Below are 17,405 nucleotides of genomic sequence, written 5' to 3'. Positions count from 1 at the left end.
TGTAAAATAATAGTGAATATAGTAGTATATTGGATAGATGTTCAATATATAGAAGGATTTGTCGTAGTAAATGAATAACTAATAGAGTAGGGAAAACTCTCTTTAAGTATGAAAGGGTGATAAAATGAAGCTTTTTTCCAACACAGTCAGCTTGCTTGAACAAGGGTTGAATTACTCGTCATTAAAATCAAAAGCTATCTCCCAAAATATTGCAAATGTCGACACGCCTAACTATAAAGCAAAAAATGTGAGTTTTAAATCTGAATTAGATCAAGCAGCACAAATAAATAATCAATCCTTTAAAACCGATAGCAGGCACTTTGAATTTGAGAAAACAGGAAGCAGTGCCATTCAAGTAACCAGTAACAGTCGGAATTATAATAGTACAGGAAATAGTGTGGATATGGATAGTGAAATGAGCGATTTGGCTACTAACCAAATCTATTACAATGCATTGATTGAACGGCTGAATGGCAATTTTCAAACATTAAAAAGTGTTATACAGGGAGGTAAGTAGGTATGGGTTTGTTCACTGGCATGAACATTACATCCAGTGCGTTAACAGCACAGCGACTGCGTATGGATGTGATTTCATCCAATATGGCCAACGCTGAAACAACAAGAGGCAAGTATGTTGATGGTGAATGGCAACCTTATCAAAGGAAATCAATTGAATTGCAAACAAAGGATAATGGGTTTTCTAATTTTTTGAATACAGCTATGAATAAAACAAATAATTCTTCTGTTGGTAATGGTGTTAGAGTTGCTGCGATTAAGGAAGATGTCAATATGGTTTACGACCCTGGCAATCAGGCAGCCAATGAAGCTGGTTATATCGAGGAGCCCGATTATAAACTGGTCTATGATCCAGCCCATGCAGATGCTGATCCAGAAATGGGGTACGTTAAAATGCCCAATGTTGATCCATTGCGTGAGACAGTTGATTTAATCAGTGCAACAAGGTCATATGAAGCGAATATTACAGTATTCAATGCATCCAAAGGGATGATGATGAAAGCACTTGAAATAGGAAAATAAAATTAGGGGGCTATAAGGGATGGAACCAATTCAATTAAACAACTCTGTTTCTTCAATTTTTACTCAAAAACTACCTAACTCACCCAATACTACACCATACGAATCTCAAAACTCTTTTGCGTCCGTCCTAAAGAAATCTATTGAAGAAATTAATACGACTCAGCAAGAATCAGCTACGATGACACAAAAATTAGCACTTGGTGAAAATGTTGATTTGCATAATGTAATGATTACATCCCAAAAAGCGAGTATAACGCTGCAGGCGGCTATGGAAGTCCGCAATAAAGCAGTCGAAGCTTATCAGGAAATAATGAGAATGAGCATGTAGAAAAATAATATATGCATTGTCCCAACGAAATTAATATTCCCTACATATGACAGGGAAGTCTCTGTGGACGTTAATATTGATGCAAAAGCTAAGTTCGGGGGATCACGATGAAGGAAACGTTCATAAAAATTGGAAATCAAATAAAAGATTTTTGGAAGAGCCGTTCAAGTAAACAGAAAACACTCTATATCAGTATGATGGCTGCAGTAATACTAATTGCTGCTGCGGTTGTTTTTCTTACTTCAAGAACAACGCTCGTTCCTCTATATAGTGATCTTTCACCAACAGAAACTGGATCTATAAAAGAGAATCTGGATGGCAGAGGAATCACGTCGGAAATCGCTGATAATGGCAGTACGATACTAGTTCCAAGTGAAATGGCAGATACGTTGCTAGTTGAGCTTGCTGCAGAGGGTATTCCGAAGTCAGGAAGCATAGATTATTCATATTTCAGTGAAAATGCAAGCTTTGGTATGACTGATAATGAATTTAATGTCATTAAACAGGATGCTATGCAGAATGAAATAGCAGGCCTTATTAAAGGGATAGAAGGAGTTCAAGGTGCTGAGGTTATTCTCACCCTCCCTGATAAAGGGGTATTCGTTAGTGATACAAAAGAGGAGGCCTCGGCTTCCATAGTATTAAATACAAAGCCTGGACAGGAATTTGAAGAGAAGCAAATACAAGCCTTATATCATTTAGTATCAAAAAGCGTCCCAAATCTTCCTACAGATAATATCGTCATTATGAATCAATACTTTGAGTACTTTGATTTAAATAATAGTGGCAGCAATAGTACGGATAGTTTTGCATCCCAAAATGAAATAAAGAAAGAGATTGAGAAGGATATACAACGCAGAGTTCAAAGTATGCTTGGAACGATCATGGGTAACGATAAAGTTGTTGTTTCTGTAACAGCTGATGTGGATTTTACCCAAGAAAATAGAGAAGAAAATCTTGTGGAACCCGTGGATGAAGAGAATATGGAAGGCCTGACGATCAGTGCCCAAAAACTATCAGAGACCTATACAGGCGAAACAGGAGCAGAAGGCGGTACACCTGTTACTGAAGATCCTTCAGACTCACTGGGATCGCAGTATCTTGAAGGATCAAATGGAAATGGTGATTATGAGAAGACTGAGGAAACAGTAAACACAGAGGTTAACCGAATACGTAAAGAGATTAGTGAATCTCCATACAAAGTAAGAGATTTGGGGATTCAGGTTATGGTTGAACCACCTGATGCTAATGACACCAACTCTCTCCCAGAAGAAAGAATAACTGATATAAGAGATATTTTGGGGACGATTGTGCGAACAAGTATCGATAAATCAGAAAATGAAAATCCTCTAACAGATGATCAATTAGAGGAAAAAATTGCGATTTCCATCCAGCCATTTAATGGGAAAGTTACATTTGACGAACAGCAGGAAAACAGTACTCCGTGGTGGATTTATGTAATTGGCGGTGTATTATGTTTAGCGATTATTCTGCTTTTGATTTTTATTATCAAATCCAGAAAAAATAAAGAAATTGAGATAGAACAATATGAAGAACCGATCCCTCCTGTTTTGGTAGCCGATATTGTAGACGAAGCAGAATCAGAAGCCACTGTTAAAAGAAAGCAACTAGAAAAATTGGCGAAAGAAAAGCCTGATGAATTTGCGAAACTCTTAAGATCATGGATTACGGAAGACTAGGGGGTAAGAAGACATGTCTATCAGAGATAAAAAAAGTGGTCTAACGGGAAAACAAAAGGCTGCAGTCCTGCTCATTTCAATGGGGCCGGATGTATCTGCAAATGTTTATAAGCATTTATCGGAAGAGGAAATTGAAAAGCTGACCTTAGAAATTTCAGGCGTACGAAAGGTAGGCCCAAAAGAGAAGGAAGACATCGTAGATGAATTCCATACGATTGCGCTGGCACAGGATTACATTTCTCAGGGTGGAATTGGTTATGCCAAAACTGTATTAGAAAAAGCATTGGGCAGTGACCAGGCACAGGCCATTATCAATCGCTTAACATCATCTCTGCAGGTGAAGCCCTTTGATTTTGTCAGAAAAGCAGATCCGGGCCAAATTCTGAATTTTATACAGAATGAGCATCCTCAAACGATTGCTTTAATACTATCTTATTTGGAAGCGGGACAGGCAGGACAGATTTTATCAGAGCTTCCTCAGGATATGCAGGCAGATGTAGCGAAACGGATTGCCTTAATGGACAGCACCTCGCCTGAAATCATCAATGAGGTAGAACAAATTCTAGAACGAAAGCTATCTGCCACTGTTACGCAAGACTATACGCAAACCGGTGGAATTGAAGCCGTTGTAGAAGTGTTAAATGGTGTTGATCGTTCAACAGAAAGAACCATTTTGGATGCTTTAGAAATACAGGATCCTGAATTGGCTGAAGAAATTAAGAAACGAATGTTTGTATTCGAAGACATTGTCACCTTGGATAATAGAGCCATCCAAAGGGTGATTAAAGATGTAGAAAACGAAGATTTAATGCTATCTCTTAAAGTCGCCAGTGAAGAGGTTAAGGAAATTGTTTATAAAAACATGTCCAAACGGATGGTCGATACATTTACAGAAGAGATGGAATTTATGGGACCGGTTCGTTTACGGGATGTAGAAGAAGCGCAGTCAAGAATTGTTGCGATTATTCGACGCCTTGAGGATGCCGGTGAAATCGTCCTAGCCCGTGGTGGGGGAGATGACATTATTGTCTAGAATTATAAAGTCCCATTATACAGAAACACATGCGCAAGAGAAGAAAATAATCCGGATTAAAAAAATAATGAATGAACAGAATGAGTCCCTTTTTCAAGAAGAGTCAGTAGCTTCTAATCTAAATCGGCTCTTGATGGAAGCCAATCAAAAAGCTGAGGCAATTGTTTTAGAAGCTCAGAAACAGGCTGATCAAGTTTATCTAAAGATACAGGAAGAAGTAAAGCAATGGGATAAGGAAAAACAAATTCTCATTGAAGAGGCCAGACAGGAAGGGTATCTCATTGGTAAGGAACAGGGTGCTTCGGACTCAAAAAGAGAATATCAGCACATGCTGAACCTTGCACAAGAGACAATGAACCAAGCTAAAAAAGAATACCAATCTGTTGTGGAAAAGTCTGAGTTTACCATCCTCAACCTCGGAATAAAGGTAGCTGAAAAAATTATGAATCAGCACTTAGACGAAAATGAGGAAGATTATTTATTTATTGTGAAAAAAGCAATTAAGGAAGCGCGAGAATATAAAAATATTGAACTACATATTCCTCCGCTTCATTACTCTTTTGTCTTAACACATAAAAAAGAATTAATGTCCTTATTTCCAAGAGAAACAGAGTTTTATATCTATCCGAATGATGAGTTAGAAGGAAATGGATGTGTAATTGAATCATCCAATGGACGTTTGGTAGCAAGTGTGGATGAACAGCTGGAACAAATCAGAATTAAGCTTCAGGAAATCCTTGAGGAGGACCTCTCATGAAAGTCTCTCAATTAATAGATCAAATTGATACTCTCGATACGTTTAAGAGATATGGGCGAATTAAAAGAGTGGTAGGTCTTATGATTGAGTCTCAGGGGCCGGCCAGCTCAATTGGAGATGTATGCTTGATCCATACCGGCAAAAAGAACAAGGTAAAGGCTGAAGTAGTAGGATTCCGGGATGAGATTGTCATTTTAATGCCCTATAGTGTTGTAAGTGAGATAGCACCCGGCTCTATTGTCGAGGCGACTCGTAAACCGCTCGAGATCAAAGTAGGAACAGGTTTAATAGGCAAGGCACTTGATGCTATCGGAAACCCACTTGATGGAGGGTCACTTCCATACGGTTTATCCTCTACAGCAACGGAGCAGGATCCTCCAAATCCAATGTCACGTCCGCCTATTAATGAGGGAATTGAAACAGGTGTCCGCATGATTGATAGTTTACTCACGGTTGGAAAAGGTCAGAGGGTTGGAATTTTCGCGGGAAGCGGAGTAGGAAAGAGCACATTATTAGGAATGATTGCCAGGAATACGACAGCTGATTTAAATGTGATAGCTCTTGTTGGTGAACGTGGGAGAGAAGTCCGAGAATTTATCGAAAGAGATTTAGGTCCTCTTGGATTAAAAAGATCTATAGTAGTTGTGGCCACATCAGATCAGCCGCCCTTAATGAGAATAAAGGCTGCTTATACGGCAACAGCCATAGCTGAGTTTTTTCGCGATCGGGGGATGAATGTCATGCTGATGATGGACTCGGTTACAAGGATTGCTATGGCACAGAGAGAATTGGGTCTGGCTGTTGGGGAACCGCCGACAACTAAAGGGTATACTCCATCTGTCTTCAGTATTCTGCCAAGATTGCTAGAGAGAACTGGAACGAACAGTAAGGGAACGATTACAGCCTTTTATACGGTATTGGTAGATGGTGATGATATGAATGAACCTATTGCTGATACAGTACGTGGGATATTAGATGGACATTTTGTTTTAGACAGAGACCTTGCTAATAAGGGACAGTTTCCAGCAATCAATATTTTAAAAAGTATCAGCAGAATAATGGCTCATATTATAGAACCGGCTCATGCTAAAGCAGCTGAAAAGGTACGACAATCCTTAGCTGCTTATCTGGAAGCAGAAGATTTAATTAATATTGGTGCCTATAAAAAGGGCTCCAACCCAATCATTGATGAAGCTATTACTAAATATCCTGCAATCATTGAGTATTTAAAACAGGATGTAAATGAAAAAGTGACGAAACAGCAAAGTATCGAACAACTGCACTTATTAGTAGAGATGGGTGGATGATTCAATGCACTATCAGTATAAATTCGAAAAAATATTAACGATAAAAGAAAAAGAAAAGAATGATTCAGAGTCAAAATATACAGAAGCTGTAAAAGAGTTTGAATCAGAGGCCGAAAATCTCTATCAAGTGCTGAAAAAGAAAGAAGAGTTATTGGATTCACAATCTGAACAATTAAAACAGGGATTGTCCGTACAGCAGGTCAGATATAATCAGCATTTTTTGGATAATCATGAAAAGATGATTGCCCATTATCAAAAGCGTGTGATGGATACACGATCTAAAATGCACTTTTATCACCAGCTTCTGATAGAAAGCAATGTAGAGGTTAAAAAATACGAGAAAATCAAAGAGAAAGATTTTCAAAGATATTTTAATACAATGAAATACGAAGAAAATCGGCAAATGGATGAAATATCTATTCAACAATACATGAGCCGTTCATGATGGAGGCGTAGTAGTTGGATCGTATGGAAGAAAAGGAAAACAAAGGATTTAGTAAACTGAATTTGTTCCTTACTATATTGATTGTTCTGATATTCATAGCTGGAATTCTGGTAATCACCGTAACTTTCTCAGGTAAAAGTATAGGGGAACAAGCTGGAAAACTTGCTGAAAATATTCCCTTTTTAGGTGAGAGTGAGGAAAAGGCAGAAAAACAGACAAATCAAACAAATCAAGCGGATTATGTGAAAGAAATTGCTAGTCTTAAGTCAGAGCTTAAGGATAAAGAGAAAGAAACGGAAAGTCTTGAAAAATTGCTGGATAACAAGGAGATTGAACTCAAGCGCAGTCAGTTATCCGTAGAGCAACTGGAACAGATGATTTCAGAATTAGATCAAAAAAAAGAACAAAACTCAAGATCCTCAAAAGATATCATTGATACCTATGAGAAAATGGCTCCCAAACAGGCGGCCTTAATAGTAGCAGAAATGAATGAGAAAGAAGCGGTGAAAGTCCTATCCTCTATTACTACAGAAGCCTTGGCTGACATTATGGAAAAGATGGAAGCTAAAAAAGCTGCCGTATTAATGGAAAAAATCTCGGCCGAGAAAAGTAATGGTGCTGAGGATTCTTAAGGGGAAAGCAGAAAGATTGAAAGGAGGTGAATAAATGAATCAGATGGGTGTATTGCCTAACAACCAATTTGTAAAAACAACTGCTTTACCTAATGACCAAGTGCAAATAAATAAAAAATCTCAGGATAAATCTTTTCATAAAATGCTCCAAGATGAAAAGAGCTTGGACAAAGCAGAGAAAACAGAGGATCCAGTATATGAAATAATGCATGATGGAGTTGAAGTAGATGATACTTTGAGTTTCCTGGAAAAAGAGGGACTTGAAGAGTTGGAAGGAGCATTTGAGCTGTTAAATATGCTGCTAACCAATAACCAGGAAGCTCTTCCAGAATCAGAGTTTATTCAACAGCTTCTGGGTGAAAATCCTTCTGAAGCAATTAAAGAGGCATTAAGGAATTTATTGGATTCATACGATACATTTAAGGAGATCGATTTTACTCAATTGCCTCCTGTTGAAGATGATATTGAAACACTTAATGGCATATTAACTAATGGGTTAGCAAAACCATTTGAAGGTTTAACAAATGATCAAAGAAATGCATTTCTTACTCTGTTGAATTTCGGAAAATTGGTTGTGATGAGCCATAAGCATACGTTCAATCAAAAAGGAGCAGAAAATGTTGGTCAATTAGATGCTCTTTTAATGAACTGGAAATACAAATTGACAGCCTTGGATGAAACAAAAAAACCAATTCTGTCTGATGTAAAAAACAATCCTGCTTCATTAAGAGATATAGGCATGAACACATACAATCTGCAATCTAAAACCTATTCATTAAACTTCAAAAATGGTGGTTCCATTGTCGGATTCAATCCTATGTCTGCTAAAAGTGCAGATATTCCGTTAAACCAAACAGTGATGATTGGAGACCTTCAGTTACAAACACAGCAGCAGAGTCCTGTCTTGACCCTTGAAAAAGGTGGACAAGCAGTAGGTGCAGATGAATTCATTAAATCATTTGAATCTCTCTTATCTAAATCGAATTTTACTAACCAAAATGGTGTTCAAAGATTATTTGTTCGATTGACACCGGAGAACCTGGGTACCTTGCAAATTGAATTAATACAAAAAGACGGCCAGCTGGTAGCCAAAATTATTGCCAATACACAAAAAGGAAAAGAGCTATTAGAATCTCAGATTCAAGGACTAAGAGTTTCATTGGCTGCACAGGGAATTGATTTCGACGAAATAGACCTAGAACAATCACAGGATACGCACTTCCAGGAAGAATCTCCTTCGGAAGAGAGAAGAAATCAGCATGAACATCAAGAAGATCAAAATGTTAGGGATCATGATGAAGAATTATTTTCAGGATTTTCAAGTGTTCTGGAAGAATCAATCATTAATCAGGAAATATAGGAGGAGTCATTTTGACAACGATTGATACAAGTCTTTTATATAGTTCCTTACAGAATCAAACGAGGGAAGTAAAAAATAACCTGGATAAGGATGATTTTCTGAAATTATTGCTGACACAGCTACAAAATCAGGATCCAACCAGTCCAATGGACGATACGGACTTTATAGCGCAAATGGCAACCTTCTCAAGTCTTGAGCAAATGACGAATATGAATACGACGTTAGAGAGCTTTGTGAACTCACAAAATCAAAATCTATTAATCACCTATTCGCAGTTTGTGGGGCAGGAAGTGACCTATCATAAACTGGCCAACCCAGATAACGAAGGTGGGGACACGGAGGTTGTGGAAGGAAAGGGTGTTGTGAAATCCATCCAATTTGTTGATGAGAGTGTGAAATTTATTCTAGAAGACGGGACTGTATTAGAGCCTGCAAATATTTCTTCCATAAATCAGCTATCAGAGGGCAATAATCTTGCCGAAGCGAGTCGTCTAATAGGGAAACAAGTGACTTGGCTGGATGATAAAGGGGAAGAACACACGGCAGAAGTATCTTCGGTCTTTCAAAGAGACGGAAAAGTTAAACTAGAGGTGAATGATGAAGCGAAAACCTCTCTGCTTCTCAATCAGTTGATTAAAGTAGGATAAAGATAAGAGGCGAAGTCAATGGATCAAAAAATTATATTCAGGCCACAAGTGCCAATTGCCAATCCACTTAAAGGTGCGCAAAAAAACCAAATGAAAAGTGGAAATGATTCTTTTGAAAGCTTTCTTAGGCCTGAACTGGACGCTGCAAATAAAGGTATTACAATCAGCAAGCATGCCCAACAGCGCATCCAACAACGAAATTTACAGATAGATGAACATCAATGGGGCCAGCTGGAAGTAAAATTGGCTGAAGCAAGGCGCAAGGGTTTAAATGATTCATTGGTGTTGATGGATCATGCAGCCCTCATTGTAAATGCAAAAAATAATACGGTCATTACTGCAATGGATAGAGACGAAGCGGGAGCCCAAATTTTCACAAATATTAATGGGGCAATCATTTTAAAATAAAAACTGGATGGCTGGACCTCATGAGAGGAAGCCAGGCTGTTGATCGACTGATACAGCCAAGCTGAAAGGGGAAAAATAATAATATGTTACGTTCCATGTATTCTGGCATTAGCGGATTAAAAAACTTCCAAACAAAATTGGATGTAATCGGTAATAACATCGCAAATGTGAACACATATGGCTTTAAAAAAGGCAGGGTTACATTTAAAGATACTATGAGCCAAACTGTTTCGGGTGCCAGCGGAGCCACTGCTGATAAGGGCGGTACGAATGCTATTCAGGTAGGCCTCGGAAGCTCACTGGCTTCGATTGATAATATTGATACACAGGGAAGTGCCCAAACGACGAATCGAACACTGGATTTTTCTATTGAAGGTGATGGATATTTCGTAGTTAAAAATGGAAATCAACAATCATATACACGTGCAGGGAATTTTTATTTAGATCAGGATGGGGCACTTGTGACAAGTGAAGGATTTAAGGTTCTAGATATAGACGAACAGGAGATCACTATCCCGCAAAATATAGTCAGCTTCAGTATTGGACAGGGCGGCGAAATAACGGGTGTCGATGCAAATAGAGCTAGTGACACTATAGCAACAATTGGAGTAGCTAAATTCACTAACCCGGCCGGATTAACGAAGGCGGGTAATAATACATTTCAAGCATCTGCAAATTCTGGGGTACTCGACATAGGAACAGCAGACACCGAAGGTAGAGGGAAACTGACATCAGGTCGACTTGAAATGTCAAATGTGGATTTATCTGAAGAATTTACAGATATGATTGTGGCACAGCGTGGTTTTCAGGCTAATACCCGCATTATCACAACATCTGATGAAATCCTTCAGGAATTAGTTAATTTGAAAAGGTAATGGTAAAGGAGGCAGGGGCTAAAGAAATCCTTTAGCCCTCCCAATTATGATACAGGTAACCAAATTGAACGGAAAAAAATACTTTTTAAATGCATTATTCATAGAGTCTGTAGAAGCAAATCCAGATACGACTATAACACTTACCAATGGAAAAAAGTTAATCGTCGCAACTGAGGAAAGAGAACTTATACAGATGATTAATCATTTTTATCGCAGCATAAACGTTTTAGGACATCAGCAGAACCGGGAGGATACCGATGAAGAATAAATTAATACTTTTATTTTTGTCAGCTATTTCTTTGCTGGGGATCATCGCGGTTGTTGTGTTAATGAATTACACAGGCGACTCTGCAGATAAAGAACCGAGTATTGATGAGGTTATTAAATATTCTGTTGAAATACCGGAAATTACGACTAACTTAACGGATAATACGTTAATTCGAGTAACGTATATGATGGAAACAGACGGTAAAAAGGCAAAAGAGGAATTAGAAAAAAGAATTTTCCAAGTAAATGACATTGTCATTAAAGAATTATCTGAGATGAAAGCTGAACAACTGAATGATAAAAAGGGCAAACTGGAATTTGAAAATAAACTTAAGGAACAAGTGAATGAGTTGATGCAGGAAGGTAAGGTTATTCAAGTTTATACTACCTCGTCTATTCTCCAATAAAAAGCGACGGACATAAAAGTATCTGAAACTACGGAGGTGATTCGATTGTCTGGCGAGGTTTTATCACAGAATGAAATTGATGCATTATTATCTGCCCTCTCAACAGGTGAAATGGATGCAGATGAATTGAAAAAGGAAGAGAATGAAAGAAAAGTAAGAGTTTATGATTTTAAAAGAGCTTTACGGTTTTCGAAAGACCAAATTCGAAATTTAACAAGAATACATGAGAATTTTGCTCGTTTACTGACCACTTATTTTTCAGCGCAGTTACGCACGTATGTCAATATCAATGTTGCGACAGCTGATCAGCTTCCGTATGAAGAATTTATACGTTCAATTCCTAAAATGACGATTATGAATGTTTTTGAGGTTCCTCCTTTAGATGGACGAATCTTGATGGAAGTTAATCCGATTATCGCTTATACCATGCTCGATCGTGTATTAGGCGGCAGAGGTTCAAGTCTTAATAAAGTTGAGAGCCTCACAGAGATAGAAACCAAAATTATGTCCAATCTATTTGAACGTGCATTTGAGAATCTAAAGGAAGCGTGGGCTAACATAGCCGATATAAACCCGGAGCTATCAGAGTTTGAGGTTAATCCACAATTCTTACAGATGGTTTCCCCAAATGATACGGTGGTTGTAATTTCATTAAATATTACAATCGGTGAAGTTAGCGGGATGATAAATATATGTATACCGCATGTAGTATTAGAGCCTATTATTCCCAATTTATCTGTACATTATTGGATGCATACAAACAAAAAGAAAAGAGAACCAAATGAAGTACAAGCGATAGAACAACAAGTTCGAACAGCAGAGTTACCCCTGATTGCTCAATTGGGAACTGCTGATATTTTAATCCAAGACTTCTTAAATCTAACTGTGGGGGATGTTATTGAATTAGGTCAGCCAATAGACAGCCCAATCGTGTTGTCCATAGGAGATGTTCCTAAATTCCTTGGACAGGCAGGAAAGGTAAATAAGAAGATAGGCATTCAAATATTGGAGAACTTGAAAGGGGGAAGCTTAGAATGATGAACAATGAAAGACTTACTCAGGAAGAAATTGATGCATTATTAGATAGTTCTAATCAGGAAGTGTTTCCTGCTTCACCAGCGATAGGTGATTATTTTTCATCAATGGAACAGGATGCTCTTGGTGAAATTGGCAATATATCATTTGGAAGCTCAGCAACTGCTTTATCTATACTATTAAATCACAAAGTGGATATTACGACACCTTGCGTTTCTATAGTTGCCAGTGAAAAATTAGTGGAAGAATTTCCACAGCCATATGTAGCCATTCAGGTGGAATATACAGATGGTTTTATTGGTTCTAATTTGTTGGTCATAAAGCAAACAGATGCTGCTATTATTGCTGACCTCATGCTGGGTGGAGATGGGCATTCTCCAGCTGAGGATTTATCTGAGATTCATCTAAGCGCTGTACAGGAAGCGATGAATCAAATGATGGGTTCTGCTGCAACCTCCATGTCGACTGTTTTTAATAAGCGTGTAGATATCTCGCCTCCATCCATAGAGCTTATAGATTTAATGGAAGGCTCTGGACATGATGTTTTTCCAAAAGCTGATTTGCTTGTGAAAGTGTCTTTTAGATTAACGATAGGGAACTTAATAGATTCCTATATCATGCAATTATTGCCTGCGCATTTTGCCAGAAGTTTAGTAGATGAATTGATGAAGAAAACTTCTCCTGAGATGGGAGAGACAATTAAACAGAATCAACCAGCTGCCTATTCTATGAGTGGAGTGGAACCAACTGTGAGAACCAGTAATGAGAGAGTAGCTAAAACGGCATCTGATCAATCGTATCAAGCGGAGCACATCAACGACGCACTGTTGGGAGGTAAAACAGAGATAAATATGCAAAGCAATCAATATCTAGGAACGAATTCTGCTCCCTATAGCCAGCCGGTTCAGGTACAGCCTGCCACGTTTTCTGAATTTGAGCACACGCAGCGGTTAGATGAAAAAGAGGTTAATAACCTCAATATGTTATTGGATATTCCTTTGCAGGTAACCGTAGAACTGGGAAGAACAAATCGGTCCGTCAAAGAAATTCTTGAGCTATCATCAGGATCTATTATTGAATTGGATAAATTAGCCGGTGAACCGGTCGATATTTTGGTGAATAAGCGTTTGATTGCCAAAGGAGAAGTCGTTGTAATTGATGAAAATTTTGGTGTTCGGGTTACAGATATTATTAGCCGAACTGACCGTCTGAAAAAATTAAAGTAAGCTGGGGGAAGAAAGAATGTCACACAAAATTTTAGTAGTCGATGATGCTGCATTTATGAGAATGATGATTAAAGATATCCTGGTTAAGAATGGATATGATGTTGTGGGAGAAGGAGCGGATGGTCATCAGGCTATTGAGCTATATAAAGAAACAAATCCTGATTTGGTCACAATGGATATTACGATGCCAGATATGGACGGAATTACAGCATTAAAAGAAATACGCAAAATCAATCCAAATGCCAAGGTTATTATGTGTTCGGCAATGGGTCAGCAGGCAATGGTTATTGATGCTATTCAGGCAGGTGCAAAGGATTTTATTGTAAAACCTTTTGCAGCTGACCGAGTTTTGGAGGCAATCAGCAAAGCTTTATCGTAAAGAGGGGAAGTAAACGTGCAACGGATGCCAAGCTATATAAAGGTTATTCTTTTCTTCATTTTGTGTTTTGCCATTACTGCACCATTCAAAGAAATTGCAGTAAATGCAGCGCCAGACAATGGCAGCCAAAGTGTGGACAGTTATTACAATACTAAAGATCGTAAGACAGAGACAGGGGATATCGACCAGACCAATAATAACAGTATCTCTGATTCAGCTGAAAATGAGACAAATGACATTGGAATTACAATTGGAGATATCTTTAGAATGGTATTCGCCCTACTATTTGTTGCTGGATTAATGTACATTCTTCTGCGCGTCATTAATAAAAAGAATCGTGGATATCAGCACGGCCAAACTATTGAAAACCTGGGAGGGACTCCGTTAGGTGGAAATCGCTCTGTCCAGATGGTAAGGGTTGGGGAGAAAATCTACATTGTAGGTGTTGGAGACTCGGTTCAATTACTCAATGTGATTGATGATAAGGAAGAATACAGCAAGCTAATTGAAGAACATAATCAGAAATTAGAAACTCAGATTGCCCCAATGGACCTTGCAGGCAAGCTCATTGATAAATGGAAAATAAAAACTTCCAGGCAAACGGAGAAGTCGTTCAAAAGTCAATTTAATGAACAGTTGAAACAACTAAAGGAAGACCGCAAACAGATTACAAAAGAAATAAGCAAGAAAGGAACACACCGAGATGAATGACTTAATGACTCTCTTTAGCAGTGGGGATGCCGATACCGTTTCTACATCAGTTAAGCTGCTCCTGTTATTAACGGTTCTTTCTCTTGCACCAAGCATTTTAATTTTAATGACCTGTTTTACAAGAATTGTTATTGTTCTGGGCTTTGTAAGGACAGCTTTATCGACACAGCAAATGCCCCCTACACAAGTGTTGATCGGATTATCGCTCTTCATTACATTTTTTGTAATGGCACCGGTTTTATCTGAAGTGAATGATGAGGCGCTTCAACCGCTTTTTAAGGATGAAATAAAGCTGGAAGAAGCATATGAAAAGGCAGCAGGGCCCTTTAAGGAGTTTATGAGTAAACATACAAGGCAAAAGGATTTACAGCTATTCCTGGAATATTCTAAGGCGGATACACCTGAATCAATTGAAGATATTTCTTTAACTACGCTGGTACCTGCATTCGCGATCAGTGAAATGAAAACAGCCTTTCAAATTGGCTTCATGATTTTTATCCCATTTCTGGTGATAGACATGATTGTGGCGAGTGTTCTAATGTCCATGGGTATGATGATGCTACCGCCGGTCATGATCTCATTACCCTTTAAAATCTTACTGTTTGTGATGGTCGATGGATGGTATTTAGTTGTTAAATCTTTATTACAAAGTTTTTAGGCAGGTGAGAGAAAGATGACATCAGAAGCAGTAATTTCGTTGGCTGAAAAGGGGATTTATACTGTATTAATCATAAGTGCTCCCTTACTGATCCTAGCTCTTGGGATTGGTTTAATTGTCAGTATTTTTCAGGCGACCACACAAATCCAGGAGCAAACGTTAGCTTTTATTCCGAAAATCGTCGCTGTTTTGTTGGGCATTGTATTTTTTGGGCCATGGATGCTGAGTAAAATGCTCTCTTACACGGCTGACATTTTTAATAATCTAACGAAGTTTGTAGGATAGGCTATGGAAGAGATTGTCCCCAAATTTAGTGTATACTTATTGATTTTTGTACGTCTTGCATCCTTTTTTATGACAATGCCTATCTTTTCATATAGAACGATTCCTGCACAGCATCGCTTAGGAATCAGTGCTCTGCTCGCCTGGATTATGTATTATACGGTATCTTCTCCAGTCTTTGAAATTGACGGTTTATATCTTTTATTGGTGTTAAAAGAAGCCTTAGTCGGATTAATGATTGGCTTTTTTGCGTATATGATGTTCTCAGCTGTTCAAACAGCCGGAGGATTCATTGATTTTCAGATGGGCTTTTCAATGGCTAATGTCATTGATCCGCAGACAGGGGTTCAAAGTCCCTTAATGGGTCAATATCTTTATACATTTGCACTCCTTTTTTTGCTGGCGATTGACGGACATCATTTGTTATTGGACGGAATTTTTTACAGCTATGAATTCATCCCTTTGTCAACAGATTTTCTTCCGTTTGGAAATGAGCAAATCCTCACATTGATGATTCAATTCTTTACACAGTCATTTATCATTGCTTTTCAAATGTCTATCCCAATTGTTGGAAGTTTGTTTTTGGTAGATATAGCACTAGGTATTGTAGCAAGAACGGTGCCGCAAATGAATATATTTGTTATTGGTTTTCCAATCAAAATATTTGTCAGTTTAATTTTGTTAACTATTACGATGGGAACCATCTTACTTCTGGTAAAAGGGCTTTTGAATACAACATTGGAAGGAATGCGTTCGCTTATGCATCTGCTTGGAGGAAGTTAGAATGAGCCTACTAAAACTGGATTTGCAATTTTTTTCAGGGGAGAAAACAGAGAAGGCTACTCCTAAAAAAAGACAGGATGCAAGGAAAAAAGGGCAGGTTGCCAAAAGTCAGGATATCAATACAGCAGTTGTTTTGTTAGGGGTATTTCTCATTTTATATATAGCAGGTGGTTTTTTAAAAGATAGATTACTAGTTATTTTTAAGTATCCAATCAATCTATCTGCTACCTTCTCATATTCAGAAGCGGATTTATATTTAATGTTTATTGAACTTCTTAAACAAATGGCTATTATCTTGGGACCTATTATGTTAGCGGCTTTTATAGCCGGAATTATCGCTAATTTTGCGCAGGTAGGAGCCATGTTTTCAACCGAAACTATACAATTTAAGCTTGAAAAAATTGACCCAATAAAAGGGTTTAAACGGATTTTTTCAATGAGAGCGCTCGTCGAAATGCTCAAATCTATATTAAAGATTACGGTCATTGGAGTTATAACCTTTTATTCTATTTGGTCGCGGTTGGATGAAATTATGATGCTTTCAACTAAAACGATGGGGGCATCCTTAATTACACTTGCAGATATTACAGTCAAAACCGGTTTGTTTGCTTCGGGAGCTTTATTGTTTTTAGCCCTGTTGGACTATCTTTATCAACGTTTCGATTTTGAAAAGAGCATTCGAATGTCCAAACAGGAAATTAAACAAGAGTATAAAACAATCGAAGGAGATCCGATAATAAAGTCTCGAATCAAGCAAAAACAAAGAGAAATGGCCATGTCGAGAATGATGCAGGAGATACCAAAAGCTGATGTAGTAATTACGAATCCGACCCACTATGCGATTGCTTTAAAATATGACGAAAATCAGCTGGATGCACCATATGTAGTAGGAAAAGGGCTGGATTTTGTTGCCCAGAAAATAAAGCTTGTCGCTAAAGAAAATGATATTCCGATGATGGAAAACAGACCATTAGCAAGAGCATTGTACAATCAGGCAGATATCGGTCAGGCAATCCCTGAAGAGTTTTACAAAGGAGTGGCTGAGATTCTTGCGTACGTCTATAAACTGAAAGGCAAGTCGTAGGAAATATGATTAGCCTGATATCATTTTTGCCGTTTGATTATAG

The 17,405-nt window shown here is 38.1% G+C and carries 23 protein-coding genes; all 23 read left to right on the top strand.

Going from position 1 to position 17,405, the window contains the following annotated elements:
• Window positions 1-124 precede the first annotated feature (124 nt).
• The 23 genes from flgB to flhB all read left to right on the top strand — a co-directional run bounded on the left by flgB (window position 125) and on the right by flhB (window position 17,362).
• Window positions 125-517, top strand: a complete 393-nt coding sequence (gene flgB, locus FHY45_RS01750) for a flagellar basal body rod protein FlgB (protein WP_139891256.1) — start codon at window positions 125-127, stop codon at window positions 515-517.
• Between the two features lie 2 nt (window positions 518-519).
• Window positions 520-1,038 (top strand): flagellar basal body rod protein FlgC, encoded by a 519-nt coding sequence (locus FHY45_RS01745; protein ID WP_139891255.1) that lies wholly within the window; start codon window positions 520-522, stop codon window positions 1,036-1,038.
• Window positions 1,039-1,057: 19 nt separating this feature from the next.
• A complete protein-coding gene (fliE, locus tag FHY45_RS01740; RefSeq protein ID WP_139891254.1) occupies window positions 1,058-1,366 on the top strand; it encodes a flagellar hook-basal body complex protein FliE in 309 nt (102 codons plus the stop codon).
• 107 nt (window positions 1,367-1,473) lie between these two features.
• Complete coding sequence (gene fliF, locus FHY45_RS01735; protein ID WP_139891253.1) at window positions 1,474-3,066, top strand: flagellar basal-body MS-ring/collar protein FliF; 1,593 nt, start codon at window positions 1,474-1,476, stop codon at window positions 3,064-3,066.
• 13 nt (window positions 3,067-3,079) lie between these two features.
• Complete coding sequence (fliG, locus tag FHY45_RS01730; protein WP_066100433.1) at window positions 3,080-4,099, top strand: flagellar motor switch protein FliG; 1,020 nt, start codon at window positions 3,080-3,082, stop codon at window positions 4,097-4,099.
• Window positions 4,092-4,856 (top strand): flagellar assembly protein FliH, encoded by a 765-nt coding sequence (gene fliH / locus FHY45_RS01725; protein ID WP_180349912.1) that lies wholly within the window; start codon window positions 4,092-4,094, stop codon window positions 4,854-4,856. Before fliG ends, fliH begins: the two co-directional genes overlap by 8 nt.
• A complete protein-coding gene (gene fliI, locus FHY45_RS01720) occupies window positions 4,853-6,163 on the top strand; it encodes a flagellar protein export ATPase FliI (protein WP_139891251.1) in 1,311 nt (436 codons plus the stop codon). The genes fliH and fliI overlap by 4 nt, the downstream gene beginning before the upstream one ends.
• Before the next feature lie 4 nt (window positions 6,164-6,167).
• Window positions 6,168-6,608: a flagellar export protein FliJ gene (gene fliJ, locus FHY45_RS01715; RefSeq protein ID WP_139891250.1), complete on the top strand. Its 441-nt coding sequence runs from the start codon at window positions 6,168-6,170 to the stop codon at window positions 6,606-6,608.
• A gap of 14 nt (window positions 6,609-6,622) precedes the next feature.
• Complete coding sequence (locus FHY45_RS01710) at window positions 6,623-7,240, top strand: MotE family protein (protein ID WP_139891249.1); 618 nt, start codon at window positions 6,623-6,625, stop codon at window positions 7,238-7,240.
• A gap of 34 nt (window positions 7,241-7,274) precedes the next feature.
• Window positions 7,275-8,600, top strand: coding sequence for a flagellar hook-length control protein FliK (locus FHY45_RS01705; protein WP_139891248.1), 1,326 nt, complete (start codon window positions 7,275-7,277; stop codon window positions 8,598-8,600).
• 11 nt (window positions 8,601-8,611) lie between these two features.
• Window positions 8,612-9,247 (top strand): flagellar hook assembly protein FlgD, encoded by a 636-nt coding sequence (gene flgD, locus FHY45_RS01700; RefSeq protein WP_225983672.1) that lies wholly within the window; start codon window positions 8,612-8,614, stop codon window positions 9,245-9,247.
• Window positions 9,248-9,265: 18 nt separating this feature from the next.
• Window positions 9,266-9,655, top strand: a complete 390-nt coding sequence (locus FHY45_RS01695; protein ID WP_139891246.1) for a TIGR02530 family flagellar biosynthesis protein — start codon at window positions 9,266-9,268, stop codon at window positions 9,653-9,655.
• Window positions 9,656-9,738: 83 nt separating this feature from the next.
• Window positions 9,739-10,530: a flagellar basal body rod protein FlgG gene (gene flgG / locus FHY45_RS01690; protein ID WP_139891245.1), complete on the top strand. Its 792-nt coding sequence runs from the start codon at window positions 9,739-9,741 to the stop codon at window positions 10,528-10,530.
• Between the two features lie 46 nt (window positions 10,531-10,576).
• Window positions 10,577-10,798, top strand: a complete 222-nt coding sequence (locus tag FHY45_RS01685; RefSeq protein WP_139891244.1) for a flagellar FlbD family protein — start codon at window positions 10,577-10,579, stop codon at window positions 10,796-10,798.
• On the top strand, window positions 10,788-11,204 hold the full coding sequence (gene fliL / locus FHY45_RS01680) for a flagellar basal body-associated protein FliL (protein ID WP_139891243.1): 417 nt from the start codon (window positions 10,788-10,790) through the stop codon (window positions 11,202-11,204). Before FHY45_RS01685 ends, fliL begins: the two co-directional genes overlap by 11 nt.
• Before the next feature lie 45 nt (window positions 11,205-11,249).
• Window positions 11,250-12,242: a flagellar motor switch protein FliM gene (fliM, locus tag FHY45_RS01675; RefSeq protein ID WP_139891242.1), complete on the top strand. Its 993-nt coding sequence runs from the start codon at window positions 11,250-11,252 to the stop codon at window positions 12,240-12,242.
• On the top strand, window positions 12,239-13,465 hold the full coding sequence (gene fliY, locus FHY45_RS01670; protein WP_139891241.1) for a flagellar motor switch phosphatase FliY: 1,227 nt from the start codon (window positions 12,239-12,241) through the stop codon (window positions 13,463-13,465). The genes fliM and fliY overlap by 4 nt, the downstream gene beginning before the upstream one ends.
• Before the next feature lie 16 nt (window positions 13,466-13,481).
• Window positions 13,482-13,844, top strand: a complete 363-nt coding sequence (locus FHY45_RS01665; protein ID WP_139891240.1) for a response regulator — start codon at window positions 13,482-13,484, stop codon at window positions 13,842-13,844.
• Between the two features lie 24 nt (window positions 13,845-13,868).
• Window positions 13,869-14,555: a flagellar biosynthetic protein FliO gene (locus tag FHY45_RS01660; RefSeq protein WP_254654688.1), complete on the top strand. Its 687-nt coding sequence runs from the start codon at window positions 13,869-13,871 to the stop codon at window positions 14,553-14,555.
• A complete protein-coding gene (fliP, locus tag FHY45_RS01655; protein WP_066100426.1) occupies window positions 14,548-15,213 on the top strand; it encodes a flagellar type III secretion system pore protein FliP in 666 nt (221 codons plus the stop codon). Before FHY45_RS01660 ends, fliP begins: the two co-directional genes overlap by 8 nt.
• Before the next feature lie 15 nt (window positions 15,214-15,228).
• The gene (fliQ, locus tag FHY45_RS01650) at window positions 15,229-15,498 is read left to right on the top strand and encodes a flagellar biosynthesis protein FliQ (RefSeq protein ID WP_066100423.1); all 270 of its coding nucleotides are present in this window, start codon (window positions 15,229-15,231) and stop codon (window positions 15,496-15,498) included.
• Window positions 15,499-15,501: 3 nt separating this feature from the next.
• A complete protein-coding gene (gene fliR, locus FHY45_RS01645; RefSeq protein WP_139891239.1) occupies window positions 15,502-16,278 on the top strand; it encodes a flagellar biosynthetic protein FliR in 777 nt (258 codons plus the stop codon).
• A 1-nt stretch (window position 16,279) separates the two neighbouring features.
• On the top strand, window positions 16,280-17,362 hold the full coding sequence (flhB, locus tag FHY45_RS01640; RefSeq protein WP_139891238.1) for a flagellar biosynthesis protein FlhB: 1,083 nt from the start codon (window positions 16,280-16,282) through the stop codon (window positions 17,360-17,362).
• Window positions 17,363-17,405 lie beyond the last annotated feature (43 nt).

The sequence above is a fragment of the Bacillus sp. D386 genome (assembly GCF_006346415.1).
The sequence above is the reverse complement of the archived record's forward strand: the minus strand, read 5'-3'. Positions and strand labels throughout refer to the sequence as shown.

Bases quoted from the DNA above. Each gene is read 5' to 3' on its own strand.
- fliR (WP_139891239.1), top strand. From the start codon at position 15,502: ATGGAAGAGATTGTCCCCAAATTTAGTGTATACTTATTGATTTTTGTA.
- fliI (WP_139891251.1), top strand. From the start codon at position 4,853: ATGAAAGTCTCTCAATTAATAGATCAAATTGATACTCTCGATACGTTT.
- FHY45_RS01665 (WP_139891240.1), top strand. From the start codon at position 13,482: ATGTCACACAAAATTTTAGTAGTCGATGATGCTGCATTTATGAGAATG.
- flgB (WP_139891256.1), top strand. From the start codon at position 125: ATGAAGCTTTTTTCCAACACAGTCAGCTTGCTTGAACAAGGGTTGAAT.
- fliP (WP_066100426.1), top strand. From the start codon at position 14,548: ATGAATGACTTAATGACTCTCTTTAGCAGTGGGGATGCCGATACCGTT.
- FHY45_RS01695 (WP_139891246.1), top strand. From the start codon at position 9,266: ATGGATCAAAAAATTATATTCAGGCCACAAGTGCCAATTGCCAATCCA.
- FHY45_RS01745 (WP_139891255.1), top strand. From the start codon at position 520: ATGGGTTTGTTCACTGGCATGAACATTACATCCAGTGCGTTAACAGCA.
- fliL (WP_139891243.1), top strand. From the start codon at position 10,788: ATGAAGAATAAATTAATACTTTTATTTTTGTCAGCTATTTCTTTGCTG.
- FHY45_RS01660 (WP_254654688.1), top strand. From the start codon at position 13,869: ATGCCAAGCTATATAAAGGTTATTCTTTTCTTCATTTTGTGTTTTGCC.
- FHY45_RS01685 (WP_139891244.1), top strand. From the start codon at position 10,577: ATGATACAGGTAACCAAATTGAACGGAAAAAAATACTTTTTAAATGCA.
- fliF (WP_139891253.1), top strand. From the start codon at position 1,474: ATGAAGGAAACGTTCATAAAAATTGGAAATCAAATAAAAGATTTTTGG.
- fliE (WP_139891254.1), top strand. From the start codon at position 1,058: ATGGAACCAATTCAATTAAACAACTCTGTTTCTTCAATTTTTACTCAA.
- fliQ (WP_066100423.1), top strand. From the start codon at position 15,229: ATGACATCAGAAGCAGTAATTTCGTTGGCTGAAAAGGGGATTTATACT.
- fliG (WP_066100433.1), top strand. From the start codon at position 3,080: ATGTCTATCAGAGATAAAAAAAGTGGTCTAACGGGAAAACAAAAGGCT.
- flhB (WP_139891238.1), top strand. From the start codon at position 16,280: ATGAGCCTACTAAAACTGGATTTGCAATTTTTTTCAGGGGAGAAAACA.
- fliY (WP_139891241.1), top strand. From the start codon at position 12,239: ATGATGAACAATGAAAGACTTACTCAGGAAGAAATTGATGCATTATTA.
- fliJ (WP_139891250.1), top strand. From the start codon at position 6,168: ATGCACTATCAGTATAAATTCGAAAAAATATTAACGATAAAAGAAAAA.
- flgG (WP_139891245.1), top strand. From the start codon at position 9,739: ATGTTACGTTCCATGTATTCTGGCATTAGCGGATTAAAAAACTTCCAA.
- FHY45_RS01705 (WP_139891248.1), top strand. From the start codon at position 7,275: ATGAATCAGATGGGTGTATTGCCTAACAACCAATTTGTAAAAACAACT.